Genomic DNA, 15,157 nt, shown 5'->3' on the forward strand with positions numbered 1-15,157 from the left:
ATCTTTAAGATTCAATCTACAAAGAATAATTAAATTAAATCAACAAGACTTTCCAAAGTTCCTTTTCTAGAACCTTTAATAAGGACATAATCCATTTTTTGAGTAAAATGTTTTTTGAACCATTCAATAAATTTTTTTTTATTTATGAATTTTTTTATTCTTTGAGAAGTTTTTAGATTAATATTAAAAAAAATATCTCCAATTAAAAACGTTGTATTTATATTGCTTTTTTCTATAAAAAAAATTATTTTTTCATGTTCATGATTAGAATAGAATCCTAATTCTAACATATCTCCCAATATAGCAATTTTATTTCCTTTGATATTATTATTAAAAAAGGTGAGAGCTTTTATCATGCTGGTAGGATTAGCATTATAACAATCTATGATGATTTTGGTATTCTTTTTATTCATAATCTGAGAACGATGATTTTTGGGAATGTATTCTTCGACTGCTTTTTTGATTTTTTCTAAGGAAATTTTAAAGTATTTTCCAATAGATATAGCAGAAGCTATATTATATAGATTATAATTTCCTATTAAAGAAGAACTAATTTTCGTATTGTCAACATATAAAATAGATTTTAGATCGCATCCTACTTGATTCCATAAGTATTTAATTTTTACATTTGATTTTTTGTCTTCTTTTTCAGAAAAAATATATCTCTTCATTCCTATACTTTTATCTAATTGAATAGGATCATCTCCGTTTACAAACACTACTTTTTTGTTTTTTTTCAAAAAATTATATAATTCTAATTTTCCACGTATAATTCCTTCTATACTTTTGAATCCTTCTAGATGAGCTTTTCCAAAATTGGTTATATATCCATAATCTGGTTTAATGATAGAACACATTTTATCAATTTCTTTTTCATGATTCGCCCCAATTTCTATAACAGAAATTTGTGTATTGATAGGCATGGAAAGTATAGTTAATGGAATTCCTATATGATTATTTAAATTATTTTTAGTGAAATGAACCTTTTCATATTTTCTGGAAAGAATGGTTTTAGTCAATTCTTTTGTAGTGGTTTTTCCATTGCTTCCTGTAATAGCTATAATAGGAATATGACGCAATTGATATCTATGATACATTGCTAATTTTTGTAGAAAATGTAAAGAGTCATCTACATAAATAATTTTTCTACAGGAAAAAACTCTTTTATCATCTACTATAGCTATCATAGCTCCATTTGAAATGGCTTCATGAGCAAATTGATTTCCATCAAAATTTTTCCCTTTTAAAGCTATAAAAATAGATCCTTTTTTTACTTTTTTACTATTTGTTTCTATTCCAGAAGAAATCATATATAATTGATATATAATATTTCTAATATTCATTTTAATTAAAGTAAATCTTCTTCAAGTTTCATTTTCAAATTATTAATATTAGTTATAACAGTTCTTTTTTGATCTTTAATATAAGATATATAACCCGTTTCTTCGGAAATAACAAGACAGATAGCATCTGTTTTTTCAGATAAACCAATAGCAGCTCTGTGACGTAATCCTAACCGTGATGGAATTTCTTTATTGTAAGAGACAGGAAGAATTGCTCTTGTTCTAACAATTTTGTTTCCTATTACAACTACAGCTCCATCATGTAATGGACTATTTTTATAGAAAATGCTTTCTAGAATAGGAATATTAACTTTGGCGTCCATTTTATCTCCATTTTGAATAAATTCTTTTAGATCTTGATGTAGTTGAATAACTATTAAAACTCCTGTTTTATCTCCTGAAAAAATTGCGCAAGATTTAACTATACTATCTATAGTTTCAGTTTTTATAGAAACACTTGATTTTTTGAAAAAAAGAGAAAATATAAATTTTTTTAAAAAAATTCTACTTCCTACTATAAGTAGGAATTTTCTTATTTCTGGTTGAAATACAATGATTAATGCGAGAAACCCTCCTTTGAAAAAAGCACTTATAACTATGCTGAGGAGTTTCATTTCATAAATTTCTACTATTTTCCAGAAAATAAAAGTTGCGATAATTCCATAAAAAATGTTTAAAGCAGGAGTATTATAAACTAATCTATAAACCTGGAATAAAATAATAGATACTAAAAATCTATCTAAAATATCAATGAAAGAGATCTTCAAAGAATATAATAATGAAAAAAAGGATTCATACAAAAGTAATATAAATTATTAGTGAATCATAAAATATTCCTGTAATATTGTACCAATTTAATGCATTCTACTGCTTCTTTTACATCATGTACACGCAATAATTTTGATCCATTTAATAATGCTATAGTATGGATGACTGAAGTCGCATTTAATGATTCTTTATGAGATATTTTTAGAAGATGTTTTATCATAGATTTTCTAGAAATTCCTATTAAAATTAAATGATCTTGAAATCCCAATAAAGACAAATGTTTTAATAATTGAAAATTTTGTTCTAATGTTTTTCCAAAACCAAATCCTGGATCCAGGATAATATCTTGAATTCCATTTTTTTTAAATAAAAATTTTTTAGAAAAAAAATTATTAATTTCTGTAATTATGTTATGTTTATAACATGGTTTTTCTTGCATATTTTCAGGAATTCCTTTCATATGATTTAATATATATGGAATTTTTAGTTTCCCAAGCAAAGGAAACATATTTTTGTCCAATTCCCCTCCTGATATATCATTGATCATTACGACTCCTTCTTCAACAGCTATTCTAGCTACTTCGCTGCGAAAAGTATCTATAGATATTCGAATATCTGGAAAATTTTTTATAATGGTACGAATAGGTTTTATAACTCTTTTTATTTCTTCTTCTTTTGTTATAAATTTTGATTTTGGACGAGTAGAACAACCTCCAATATCTATAAAATCAGAACCTTCATTTAATAAATTTTCTACGTGTTTCAATAGGTTAGATTCTGAATCTAATTTCCCTCCATCATAAAAAGAATCAGGAGTTAGATTCACTATTCCCATAACTTTTGGTTCTTTTAAATGTAATAAATATCCTGCACAATTAATTGTCATTTAAAAACTATTTATTTGTAATTTATTATCATTATAATAAAATTAAATAACATGAATCATTCTTCTATTGATTTTATTATTCAAAAATGTAGAAAGTTGTTTTTAGATAAATTAAAAGATTATGATCTTTCATGGAAATTTTTGAAAAACTCTTCTATAAGAGATCAAATTTTCATAAAAGTCGTTCGTATAAAAAACATTCAATCAAAGGGATATCAAGAAATTAAAGAAGAAAAAATAACAGATACATATATCGATATAATAAATTATATCATAATTATATTAATTAAATTGGATGTTTTTTTTATTTTAAATTTTAAAAAATATCATATCATGATGTTATTTTTCTTTATGATCAAAAATTAGAAAGAATAAGAAATTGTTTTTGTGAAAATTATAAACAAAAAAAAAAATATTTTCTATCAACAATGTTTTAGAAAATATTTTGTATTTAAAAAAAAATGAAGAAGAAGTTTCATTCAAAAAATTGGAAAAATTTTATTTAAAAATGTTAATTGAAACTATTTTTTTGTTAAAAAAAATTTTTAGATATAAATGAAAAAAAATGTTTATTGTTTATATTAGAATTAATATTAATAAAAATGAGGAAAAAGATTGTTATTGCAAATTGGAAAATGAATCATGATTTTCATGAAACGACTAATTTTCTTAGAAATTTATTGAAAATTTTTTTAGAAAAAAAAATCAATCATAACAAAGAAATCATTATTGCTCCTTCTTTTCCTTTTTTACATATTTCTAATCAGATTTTACAAGGAACTACTTTAAAAGTAGCTGCTCAAAATATTCATCAAATGGACAAAGGTTCATACACAGGCGAAGTCTCAGCTTCTATGTTAAAATCTATAGGAATTTCTAAAGTGATATTAGGACATAGTGAACGAAGAGAGTTTTTTATTGAAAAAAATGATATTTTATTAAAAAAAATAAGGATAGCATTAAAATATGAGTTCCATATTATTTTTTGTGTAGGGGAAACGGCTTTTGAAAGAAATCAAAATCAACAATTCAATATTGTAAAAAATCAATTAAAAGAAACTGTTTTTCATTGTTCTTCAGATGAAATTAGATTTTTTTATATAGCATATGAACCAGTATGGGCTATTGGAACTGGAAAAGTGGCTACATATGAACAAGCTCAAACAATGCATGAATTCATTCGTTCTTTATTTTTGGAAAGATATGGAGAAAGTGTTTCAAATAAAATATCCATTTTGTATGGAGGAAGTGTAAATAATTTGAATGCAAAAGCTCTTCTTTTGCAAAAAGACATAGATGGAGGTCTTGTAGGAAACTCTTCTCTAAAACTTGAAAAATTTTTAGAAATTATTCAATCTTGATATATATTTGTTTGTTTATACAATTAAATATAATTGGCCTCGTAGCTTAATTGGATAGAGCATCTGACTACGGATCAGAAGGTTATGGGTTCGAGTCCCTTCGAGGTCGCGTACGTATTACTAACCTAAATAAGGTTTAAGTATTTTGCTTCTAGAAGAATGTTTTAGTCTTTTTAAGGCTATACTTTCTATTTGCCTTACTCTTTCTCTTGTTAAGTCACAAGATTGTCCGACTTCTTCTAAGGTCATTGGAGGAGATCCGTTTAATCCAAAATGTAAAATAATAACACGACGTTCTCTTTCACTCAAAGTTTCTAAAATTCTTTTAATATCTTTACGAAGAGATTCTTTTTCTAAATGTTCATCTGGACGAGGAGATTCATCCGATCTCACTAAATCATATAGATTGGAATCTTCTCCTTCTATCAAAGGAGCGTCCATAGAAACATGTCTACCTGAATTTTTTATAGATTCTTCTACATCTTTTTCATTCATATCTAAGTATTCTGCGATTTCTCTAGCAGAAGGGGTTCTTTGCAATTCTTGCTCTAATTGGGCAAGAGTTTTTAAGATTTTATTAAGCAAAGCTAACTTATTTGTAGGTTGTCGAATAGAACGTGATTGTTCGGCTATTGCTTGTAAAATAGCTTGTCTGATCCACCAGACAACATAAGAAATACATTTAAATCCTCTTGTTTCATCAAAACGTAATATTCCTTTTATCAAACCTAAATTTCCTTCATTAATTAAATCACATAAACTTAATCCTTGATTTTGATATTGTTTAGCTACAGAAACAACAAAACGTAAATTTGCATTGACTAGTTTATCTATAGCAGAAGCATCTCCTTCTCTTGCTCTACGAGCATATTCTACTTCCTCTTCTGGTGTTAATAATGGAATTTTTCCTATTTCATGAAGATATTTGTCTAATGATTCAGATTCACGATTTGTTACTTGTTTAGTAATTTTAAGTTGTCTCATAATTCTTTTTTTTAATCATTTTTTTTACCTGGTCTAGGTAAAAGTACTTTTCTAGAAAGTTTCATTTTTTTATTTTTTTCATCCATTCCCATAAACTTAACATCAACAATGTCTCCTATATGCAATTCTTCTTCTATACGATTCAACCTTTTCCATCCTATTTCTGAAATATGGAGTAACCCTTCTACACCTTTAGCTATTTCTACAAAAGCTCCAAAGTCTTTTATAGATTTTACTTTTGCTTTATAAATTTTTCCTAATTCAGGAACAAAAGTAATTTGTTTAATTCGATCAATAGCCTTTTCTATTTTTTCATCATCATGACCAATGATTTCAATATAACCAAAATCTCCTTTTTCTTCAATGAGTATATTTGTATTTGTGCATGATTGAATTTCTTGAATAACTTTTCCTCCCGTACCTATAACTGAGCCTATAAAATCTTTGGGTATATTAAAAGTATAAATTTTAGGGGCATTAGGTTTCATTTTTTTTCTATATTCAGGTAAAACTTCCAGCATTTTTCTTAAAATAAAAATGCGACCTTCCAAAGCTTGCTTTAAAATTTGATTTAAAAGATCATATGTTAACCCTTGTGTTTTTTTTACGTCCATTTGACATGCTGTAATGCCATATTGGGTTCCTGTAATTTTAAAATCTAAATCTCCAAAGTGATCCTCTTCACCTATTATATCCGATATAATAATTTTTTTTTCATTTTCCATAAATAATCCCATTGCAATGCCAGAAACTGGATTTTTAATAGAAATTCCAGCATCCATCAAAGCTAAACTTGCAGCACAAACTGTAGCCATAGAAGAAGATCCATTAGATTCTAAAATGTCTGATACAACACGTATTGTATATGGATTATTAGGAATAATATTTTTTAAGGCACGTTGAGCTAAATTTCCATGACCAATTTCACGTCTAGAAACACCTCTAATTGGACGTATTTCTCCCGTTGAAAAAGGTGGAAAATTATAATGCAAATAGAATTTTTCCTGATTTTCCATAACAACATTATCTATTTTATTAGCATCCAAAGAGGACCCTAAGGTAACTGTTGTAAGAGATTGAGTTTCTCCTCTAGAAAATAGAGCGGATCCATGGACTCCAGGTAAGTAATCGACAACACTCCATATTGGACGGATTTGTTTACTTGTTCTCCCATCTAATCGAATTCCTTTTTCTAAAATTAAATTTCTAGTTACTTTTTTTTTAATTTCTTCATAAAATTGATCAATAATCGCTTCTTCTTTTTCTATTTTTTCTTCTGTTAAAAATTTTTTCTTGAAATTGTTTAAAATAATTTTTTCTTGAATAAATCTAGTTTTTTTGTCCAAAGAATTACTGTAAATTTTTTCAATTTTTTCGTAAGAAAAAGAAAAAAGTTCTTCTTTTAAAGATTCATTTTCTGGATTATATTTTTTTGATTTTTGATCTTCAAAAAAAAGGGAACTATTATTTGATAATTTTTTAGACAAACGAATTTGAGCTTCTATCTGAGATTGAATCTCTTCATGAGCATGAATTATGGTATTCAAAAATTCACTTTCTTTGATTTCTTTCATTTCTCCTTCTATCATGATAATAGAATTCATAGAAGCTCCTACTATCAAATCTATATCTGCTTCTTTTAATTGATCTAAACTTGGATTAATAATGAAATTTCTTTTTGAACGTATAATACGAATTTCTGATATAGGTCCGTTGAAAGGAACTCCTGCTACAGATAGAGCGGTTGAAGCGGCTAATCCGGCCAATCCATCCGGTAAAACAGTTTTATCATATGACAACAAAGAAATCATAATTTGTATTTCCTTTTTGAACCATTCTGGAAATGTAGGTCTTAATACTCGATCAACTAATCTCATTGTTAATATTTCTTCATCGGAAGGTCTTCCTTCTCTTTTTATAAAACCGCCAGGAATTTTCCCACCTGCTGAATATTTTTCTCTATAATCTACTGTTAAAGGCAAAAAATTTGTTTCATTTTTTGTTTCTTTGGAAACAACTACAGTAGCCAATAGCATTGTATCATCTAAACGTACTATGGCAGATCCATCTGCTTGTTTAGCCAACTCTCCTGTTTCAATAATGATACTACGACCATCTTTAAGAGATATGGTTTCTTTGACTATATCTGGCATATTTGATTTTTTTCTAGAAATTATTTTTATTTTCTCAATCCTAGATGTTTAATTATATTTTTATAACTATTAATATCACGTTTTTCTATATATTTTAATAGTTTTTTTCTTTTTCCTACCAATTTTACCAAAGCTCTTTCTGTATTAAAATCTTTTTTATTATTTTTCAGATGATTGCTTAAATAATTAATACGGTAAGTGAATAAAGCAACTTGTGCTTTTGAAGAACCTGTATCGTAAACGGACGTTCCGTAAGTTTTGAATATTTCTTTTTTTTTCTCTGCTGTCATAAAGTTAATAAAGTTTCTATTAAAATTTTTTTTCTATTTTTAGTATGGAATCTAAATATTTTCTATCATTCGATAATCGAGGAATTTTATTTTGTCCACCTAATTTTTTTATTTTTTTTAACCAATCATAAAATAATCCATCTCTAGCTACATGTATAATAGGAGGACCTAAAACTATATTTTTATATCGTTTAATTTCATAATCTGAATTAGTAGATTTTAATTCGTTATCTAAAATATCTCTAAATTCACATAAATCTTTTGGGAATTTTTTAAATTCTATAATCCATTCGTGAGCTCCAGAATTTTTTTGATTCATATAAACAGGTCCTGCTGTATATTCATGAATAATAGAATCTGTTTTTAAACAAGCTCTGTTTAAAGCTTGTTCTGCATTTTCAATAATTAATTCTTCTCCAAAAGAATTAATGTAATGAGTCGTTCTTCCTGAAATAGTAATTCGATATGGTGATAATCCAGTAAATTTAATAGTATCTCCTATTATATATCTCCATAATCCAGCATTTGTAGAAACAACCATTGCATAATTTTTATTTAATTCTACATTATCAATGGAGATTATTTTTGGATTTGTTTTATTTATGTCTTCCACAGGAAGAAATTCATAAAAAATTCCATGATTTAATAAAAGTAAAAGATCTCCTTTTTTTCTTTGATCTTGAATGGCAAAAAAACCTTCTGAAGCACTATATATATTGTAATAATTAATAGAATTTTCAAATAAATTTTGATATTGACGAATATAAGGCTTAAAACTTACTCCTCCATGAAATATGACTTCTATATTAGGCCATATTTCGTGGATTTTTTTTTTATCAAATTTTTTGAGTAATTCTTTTAAAAAAATTAATAACCAAGAACAAACTCCCAACAAAATACGGACATCTTTGTATCCTGTTTCTTTGACTATGTTTTCTAATTTGCTTTCCCATTCACTCATTAAGGCTGTTTCCTTTTTAGGAATACAAATGTTATCTGCCCAAAAAGGCATATTTTTGATTAAAATAGAAGATAAATCTCCATAAAATGTGTTGTAATTTTTATGTAACTCATGACTTCCTCCTAAACGAACAGCTTTTCCGAAAAATATTTTTGTTTTAGGATGATTATGAATATAAATAGACAACATATCTTTTCCTGCTTTGTAATGACATTCATTCATGGAAAGTTTGGTAACAGGAATATATTTACTTTTTGTATTTGTTGTTCCAGAAGATTTTGCAAACCATTTGACTGTTCCTGGCCATAATATATTTTTTTCTCCTCTACGAATTCTTTTGATTACAGATTTTAAATCTGCATATTTACATAAAGGAATTCTTTCAGAAAATTGTTGATATCTCTTTATATCATGAAATCCATATTTTTTTCCAAATTCAGTATCTTTTGCATACAAAATCAATTGATTCATCAATTGATTTTGTATTTCTATTGGATAACGCATGAAAAATTCTATGTTTTTAATTCTTTTTTTGAGAAAAGCAGATGTTAAATATCCAGACAAATACTTTATCATTACGAAAAAAAATTTAGTTACAAAAAAAATGTTTTAATATATTTTAATTGATAAATAAATAGAGACAATTTCAAAAGTCAGTTTTCGTATATAAATTGTGTTAAATTTATGATACTTTAAAAGTTTACTCATTTTTTTACCACAATAAGAAAATGATAGAATAGACTCTTTTAAATAATTATACGCAAAATGATTATTTGATAGAAAATTTCCTATTTTATTCATGATGAAATGAGAATAGAAATAATAAATTTTTTTTATCCAATAATTGGAAGGGTTAGAAAATTCTAAAATTCCTAATATTCCTAAAGGTTTCAGTATTCTATATATTTCTCTGATAGAAAGATGAATATATTGAAAATTTCTTATTCCAAACGCGATAGTTACTGCATCAAAAGTTTCATTTTTAAATGGAATATGTTGGGAATATCCTTGAATTAATTTGATTTTTTTTTCTAAAAAATTATTTTCTATTTTTTTTTGAGCTATTTGAAGCATTTTTTTGGATGGATCTAATCCTATAATGCAAGCATCATCAAATTTATTAGCTAATAAAATAGCTAAATCTCCGGTTCCAGTAGCTAAATCTAATATATTTTCAATTTTTTTGACTTTATTAAATTTATCCAATAAATGAATTATTTTTTTTCTCCAAAAAAAATCGATTCCAAAAGACAATATATGATTAATCAAATCATATTTACAGGAAATATGATCAAACATATTTTTTATTTTTTCTTCTTTCAGAGAACGTTTATTCATAATATAATTTTACTTTATAAATTATGAATAAAAAACGGTTATTTAACTCTTTTAAAGAATTTTATTTTTTTACTTTATCATAAATTTTTATTATAAAAAGAAATGATTCGATCAATTATCACAGGAACTGGGCATTATTTGCCTAAAAAAATTATAAAAAGTGATCATTTTTTAAGACATAAATTTTACGATAAAAAAGGATTAAAAATTGATAAATCGAATGAAGAAATTATTAATAAGTTTCAAAAAATAACGGAAATAGAGGAAAGAAGATACATTCATAAGGGTTTGTTCAATTCTGATATTGCTACCATTGCAGCAAAAAAAGCTTTAATGGATTCTAAAATTTATAAAGAAAAAATAGATTATATTATATCGGCTCATAATTATGGAGATATTCATCCTATTTCTTATCAATCTGATTTAATGCCTTCTATAGCTGCTAGGGTAAAAAACAAACTTCAAATCAAGAATAAAAAATGTAGGCCATATGATATGATTTTTGGTTGTCCAGGATGGATAGAAGGGATGATTCTTGCAGATCAACTTTTACAATCTAAATATGCTAAGAATATATTAATCACTAGTTCAGAAACCTTATCTCAGGTTATAGATCCACATGATAGAAATGCTATGATTTTTTCGGATGGAGCTGGAGCTGCCGTTTTATCAGCTATAGAAGATTTTGAGAATGAAAATAATGGAATTATTCATTATGAAACTCAATGCAATAATAATAATGAATTATATTACTTAACTAATGGTCCTTCTTTAAATCCAAATTACAAAAAATCTATGGTTAATATTAGGATGAATGGAAGAAGAATTTATGAATACGCATTGACAGAAGTTCCAAATATGTTGAAAAATATACTTGATCATGCCGATTTGCATCTAAAAGACATTAAAAAAATTCTCATTCATCAAGCTAATGCAAAAATGGATTATGCAATTTTAAAAAGATTGTTGAAATTATATAATTATAATTCTTTAAATGGAGAAGTAGAAATGGCAAAAATAATGCCTATGACTATAAAAAAGTTTGGAAATTCTTCTGTAGCGACTGTACCTACTTTATTGGATTTGATTCTTCAGGGAAAAATGCCTCCTCATGAAATAAAACCTGGAGATACCATTTTAATGGCTTCTTTAGGAGCAGGAATGAATATTAATGGAATGATTTATCGTTTTCCAAAAAAAATAAAAAAATATGAGAAAAAAAATACATCCGGATGATTATAGACCTGTTGTTTTTAAAGATATTAATAATGAAAAAATTTTTATTTGCAGATCTACAGTCAAAACAAAAGATTCTATTCAAATAAATGGATATGATTATCCATTATATAAAATGGAAATATCTAGTTATTCGCATCCATTTTTTACTGGAGAAAAGAGATTTTTAGGAAAAACAGGTCCAGCAGAAAAATTTAAGAAAAAATATGAAAAGTATAAAAAATTTTAGTGATAGTGTGAATAATTATCAACTAATATGAATTTTATATTATACGATGGAATAGAATGGAAAAATTTATTTCCTATAACGTTGACTAGACCAGTATCGGAAATTCGTTTAGGATTATTCACTCTCAAAGAGAGATGGGAGAAATACATTGGAAATAAAGCTTCCGGTATTATTACACAATCATTTCTTTCAAAGAAATATTCATTAATAGATGATGAATATTTCTTTGAAAACATATTATTAATCAATTCTTCATTTCTTCCAAACGAAGAATTAATTCAGATGGTTTCTTCCTTAAAAGAAAACGAAGCTGTTTTTTTTAAAGAAAAAATTATAGCTGTAAAAAAGAATTTTTTTTCCTGTGAAAAGAAAGAAAATGTTCTTTCTTTTAAAAAAAAACATAATATTAAAAATATTATCCATATACAATATCCATGGGATATATTTATGAATAACGAAACTGTGTTGAAAAAAGATTTCATGTTTTTTACAAAAAAAAAATCTTTTTCTTTATTGGGAAAAAATTATGTTCTTTGCAAAGAGAAAATTTTTTTGGAGGAAGATATCAAAGCAAATAATATTGTATTAAATGCTCAATGGGGGCCAATATATATTGAAAAAGGAGTTGAAATCATGGAAGGATCTGTAATAAGAGGACCCGCATCTATTGGAAAGAATTCTATTCTAAATGTAGGTTCAAAAATATATGGAGGAACAACTATTGGTCATTTTTGTAAAATAGGTGGAGAAATTATAAATTCCATAGTTTTTTCCTATTCTAATAAAGCTCACGATGGATTTTTGGGGAACACTATTTTAGGAGAGTGGTGTAATTTAGGAGCTGGAACTAATGTTTCTAATTTAAGAAATGATTATCGTAAAGTAACAATTTGGGATTATGAAAAAAAAAGTTTTATTCCTGTTGACATGCAATTTTGTGGAACAATGATGGGAGACTATTCAAAATGTGGGATAAATACTCAATTGAATACAGCTACAGTAATAGGAGTTAGTACTAATATTTTTGGATATGGATTTCCTCCAAGGTATGTTCCTTCTTTTTCTTTTGGTGGAATCCAAAAAAGAAAAAAAATACTTTTCCATCAAGTTTGTGAAACAGCTGAGATAATGATGAGCAGAAGAAACGTCAATTTTTCTGTTTTAGACAAAAAAATTTTAGAATATTTGTATCAATTGTTGGATATTTAATTTTTTTTAAATCCTCATTTGGGTTTTCATGGGTATGGGAAAATGGAAAAGGAAAAAGTGATTATAAACATAGTTAAGTTAATTAAATAAAATATGCTGAAACATAATTTGGGTTATCCTCGTATAGGAATACAAAGAGAATTAAAAAAAGCTTGTGAAGCTTATTGGTCTCAAAAAATTGATTCGAACGCTTTATTCGAAGTAGGAAAAAAAATAAGGAAAGAAAATTGGAAAATGCAAGAAATGGCAAATTTAGATTTGATTCCATGTAATGATTTTAGTTTTTATGATCACGTTCTAGATATGTCATTGTTATTAGGAGCTATTCCAGAATCTTATCTTTCAGTGCCAATGATTCAGAATCATATTGATCTATATTTTTCTATGGCTAGAGGATTTCAAAAAAATCAATGGGATATCAAAGCTATGGAAATGACTAAATGGTTTAATACTAATTATCATTATATAGTTCCAGAATTTGATAAAAATCAAAAATTTTCTATTTTCTCAAAGAAAATTTTTGACGAATTAGAAGAATCAAAAAAATTATTGAAATCCATAAAAAAAATAAAACCTGTATTAATAGGACCAGTGTCTTACCTTTTTTTAGGAAAAGAAAAAGAAAAATCCTTTCATAGAATGGATTTGATTGAAAATCTTGTTCCTACTTATACAAAAATTATCAATGAATTGAAAAATAAAGGAGTTGATTGGATTCAATTGGATGAGCCCATTTTAGTTTTAGATATGTCTGAAAAAGAAAAAGAGGCTTTTCAATATGCTTATAAAGAAATATCTAAATCTTGTATAGGAACCAATATTCTATTAACCTCTTATTTTGATGGAATTTTAGAAAATATTTCTCTTCTTAGAGATGTTTTTGTAAAAGCTTTGCATATCGATTTGGTAGAAGATTCAGAACAATTGGAAAAAATCCTTTTTTTTGTAAAAGAATCAAAAATGATTTTGTCCTTAGGTATTATTGATGGAAGAAATATATGGAAAAATAATTATACTGATTCAATCAAAAAAATTGAAAAAACAATTGAATTCATAGGAGAAGATCGTGTAATGATTGCACCAAATTGTTCTCTATTACATGTTCCTATAAATATAGAATATGAACACTTCATTCATGAAGATATAAAAAATAGAATGTCTTTTGCTAGGCAAAAAATAGATGAATTAAGTGATTTAGAATGTATTATAAAAGGTAATAAAGATATTTTATTGAATAATTTTTCTTTACTTGAAAAATCTAAAAAATCTTCTATTTTTCATGATAAAAAAATAAAAGAAAGAGCTACACAAATCAAAGATAAAGATCTACAAAGAGAAAATCCTTTTCATATTCGACAAAAAAAACAAAAAGAAAAATTTCGTCTTCCTTTATTTCCAACAACCACTATAGGATCTTTTCCTCAAACAAAAGAAATACGTCGTTTGCGAAATCAATTTCGTAAAAAAGAATTAAGCAAAGAAGAATATGATCAAAAAATACAATCTTTCATTGTAGATGTTATTAAAAAACAAGAAGAAGTAGATTTAGATGTTTTGGTTCATGGGGAATTTGAAAGAACTGATATGGTAGAATATTTTTCAGATAAACTAAAAGGAATACTTTCTACTGAGAATGGATGGGTTCAAAGTTATGGAAGTCGATGTGTTAAACCTCCTATTATTTATGGAGATGTTAGCCGGATTGTAGATATGACTGTTGATTGGATATGTTTTGCTCAATCTAAAACTAAAAAATTAATGAAAGGAATGTTAACTGGACCAGTTACCATTTTGCAATGGTCATTTGTAAGAAATGATCAGCCAGTTTCTCATACCGCTTATCAAATAGCTTGGTCTATTAGAGAAGAAGTATTGTCTTTAGAAAAATCTGGAATTCAAATTATTCAAATTGACGAACCAGCTCTTAGAGAAGGATTACCTTTGAAACATAAAAATTGGAAATCTTATTTAGATTGGTCTATAAAGGCTTTTCGTATTTCTTCAAGTGGAGTTAAAGATGAAACTCAAATACATACGCATATGTGTTACAGTGAGTTTAACGATATATTAGAGAATATCGCAGATATGGATGCAGATGTTATTACTATGGAAACCTCCAGATCAAAAATGGAATTATTAAAAGCTTTTTCTATTTTTTCTTATCCTAATGAAATAGGTCCAGGAGTATATGATATTCATTCACCCAGAATTCCTACTATAGAAGAAATTTTTGATTTAATAGAAAAAGCCTCAAAAAAATTACCACCTAGAAATATTTGGGTAAATCCAGATTGTGGATTAAAAACTAGAAAATGGGAGGAAGTTTTGAAATCATTGAAAAATATGACAGATGCTGCAAAAATAGCGAGATTGAAACTCGCCAATCAGTCTTCTTAAAG

14 protein-coding genes and 1 tRNA gene are annotated in these 15,157 nt (G+C 26.3%); 7 read left to right on the forward strand and 8 right to left on the reverse strand.

The window, feature by feature from the left end; all coding sequences use genetic code 11:
* Positions 1–29: 29 nt before the first annotated feature.
* Genes murF through folP form a run of 3 tightly spaced genes read right to left on the reverse strand, consistent with a single transcriptional unit; the run spans position 30 to position 2,997 of the window.
* Positions 30–1,343, reverse strand: coding sequence for a UDP-N-acetylmuramoyl-tripeptide--D-alanyl-D-alanine ligase (gene murF, locus BLBBGE_RS00495; RefSeq protein WP_041936672.1), 1,314 nt, complete (start codon positions 1,341–1,343; stop codon positions 30–32).
* Between the two features lie 5 nt (positions 1,344–1,348).
* Positions 1,349–2,143 carry a diadenylate cyclase gene (locus BLBBGE_RS00500; protein ID WP_012840648.1) on the reverse strand — a complete coding sequence of 265 codons (795 nt, stop codon included), beginning with the start codon at positions 2,141–2,143 and terminating at the stop codon, positions 1,349–1,351.
* A 23-nt stretch (positions 2,144–2,166) separates the two neighbouring features.
* Entirely contained in the window at positions 2,167–2,997 is an 831-nt protein-coding gene (gene folP, locus BLBBGE_RS00505) for a dihydropteroate synthase (RefSeq protein ID WP_012840649.1), read from the reverse strand.
* A 51-nt stretch (positions 2,998–3,048) separates the two neighbouring features.
* On the opposite strand from folP, the gene BLBBGE_RS03220 reads away from it, so the two are divergent.
* From BLBBGE_RS03220 to BLBBGE_RS00520, 3 genes are all read left to right on the forward strand, one after another.
* Positions 3,049–3,363, forward strand: a complete 315-nt coding sequence (locus tag BLBBGE_RS03220) for a nucleotide modification associated domain-containing protein (RefSeq protein WP_012840650.1) — start codon at positions 3,049–3,051, stop codon at positions 3,361–3,363.
* Positions 3,364–3,599: 236 nt separating this feature from the next.
* Positions 3,600–4,358: a triose-phosphate isomerase gene (tpiA, locus tag BLBBGE_RS00515; RefSeq protein WP_041936738.1), complete on the forward strand. Its 759-nt coding sequence runs from the start codon at positions 3,600–3,602 to the stop codon at positions 4,356–4,358.
* Between the two features lie 35 nt (positions 4,359–4,393).
* Positions 4,394–4,467: transfer RNA gene (locus BLBBGE_RS00520), tRNA-Arg, on the forward strand.
* 11 nt (positions 4,468–4,478) lie between these two features.
* Here BLBBGE_RS00520 and BLBBGE_RS00525 read toward each other — a convergent pair.
* Genes BLBBGE_RS00525 through ubiE form a run of 5 tightly spaced genes read right to left on the reverse strand, consistent with a single transcriptional unit; the run spans position 4,479 to position 10,084 of the window.
* Positions 4,479–5,342 (reverse strand): RNA polymerase sigma factor RpoD/SigA, encoded by an 864-nt coding sequence (locus tag BLBBGE_RS00525; RefSeq protein WP_012840652.1) that lies wholly within the window; start codon positions 5,340–5,342, stop codon positions 4,479–4,481.
* Positions 5,343–5,353: 11 nt separating this feature from the next.
* Positions 5,354–7,495, reverse strand: coding sequence for a polyribonucleotide nucleotidyltransferase (locus BLBBGE_RS00530; RefSeq protein WP_012840653.1), 2,142 nt, complete (start codon positions 7,493–7,495; stop codon positions 5,354–5,356).
* Positions 7,496–7,521: 26 nt separating this feature from the next.
* Positions 7,522–7,785, reverse strand: coding sequence for a 30S ribosomal protein S15 (gene rpsO, locus BLBBGE_RS00535; RefSeq protein WP_012840654.1), 264 nt, complete (start codon positions 7,783–7,785; stop codon positions 7,522–7,524).
* 19 nt (positions 7,786–7,804) lie between these two features.
* Positions 7,805–9,322: a GH3 auxin-responsive promoter family protein gene (locus BLBBGE_RS00540; protein WP_012840655.1), complete on the reverse strand. Its 1,518-nt coding sequence runs from the start codon at positions 9,320–9,322 to the stop codon at positions 7,805–7,807.
* Positions 9,323–9,355: 33 nt separating this feature from the next.
* Complete coding sequence (ubiE, locus tag BLBBGE_RS00545; protein ID WP_012840656.1) at positions 9,356–10,084, reverse strand: bifunctional demethylmenaquinone methyltransferase/2-methoxy-6-polyprenyl-1,4-benzoquinol methylase UbiE; 729 nt, start codon at positions 10,082–10,084, stop codon at positions 9,356–9,358.
* A gap of 102 nt (positions 10,085–10,186) precedes the next feature.
* Between ubiE and BLBBGE_RS00550 the strand changes: the two genes are divergently transcribed.
* The 4 genes from BLBBGE_RS00550 to metE all read left to right on the forward strand — a co-directional run bounded on the left by BLBBGE_RS00550 (position 10,187) and on the right by metE (position 15,155).
* Complete coding sequence (locus BLBBGE_RS00550) at positions 10,187–11,320, forward strand: ketoacyl-ACP synthase III (protein ID WP_012840657.1); 1,134 nt, start codon at positions 10,187–10,189, stop codon at positions 11,318–11,320.
* Positions 11,295–11,549 (forward strand): type B 50S ribosomal protein L31, encoded by a 255-nt coding sequence (locus BLBBGE_RS00555; protein ID WP_012840658.1) that lies wholly within the window; start codon positions 11,295–11,297, stop codon positions 11,547–11,549. Before BLBBGE_RS00550 ends, BLBBGE_RS00555 begins: the two co-directional genes overlap by 26 nt.
* 27 nt (positions 11,550–11,576) lie before the next feature.
* Positions 11,577–12,758, forward strand: coding sequence for a putative sugar nucleotidyl transferase (locus tag BLBBGE_RS00560; protein ID WP_012840659.1), 1,182 nt, complete (start codon positions 11,577–11,579; stop codon positions 12,756–12,758).
* Between the two features lie 93 nt (positions 12,759–12,851).
* Complete coding sequence (metE, locus tag BLBBGE_RS00565) at positions 12,852–15,155, forward strand: 5-methyltetrahydropteroyltriglutamate--homocysteine S-methyltransferase (RefSeq protein WP_012840660.1); 2,304 nt, start codon at positions 12,852–12,854, stop codon at positions 15,153–15,155.
* The last annotated feature ends 2 nt before the right edge of the window (positions 15,156–15,157 follow it).

The sequence above is a fragment of the Blattabacterium sp. (Blattella germanica) str. Bge genome (genome assembly GCF_000022605.2).
Taxonomy (GTDB): Bacteria; Bacteroidota; Bacteroidia; order Flavobacteriales; family Blattabacteriaceae; genus Blattabacterium.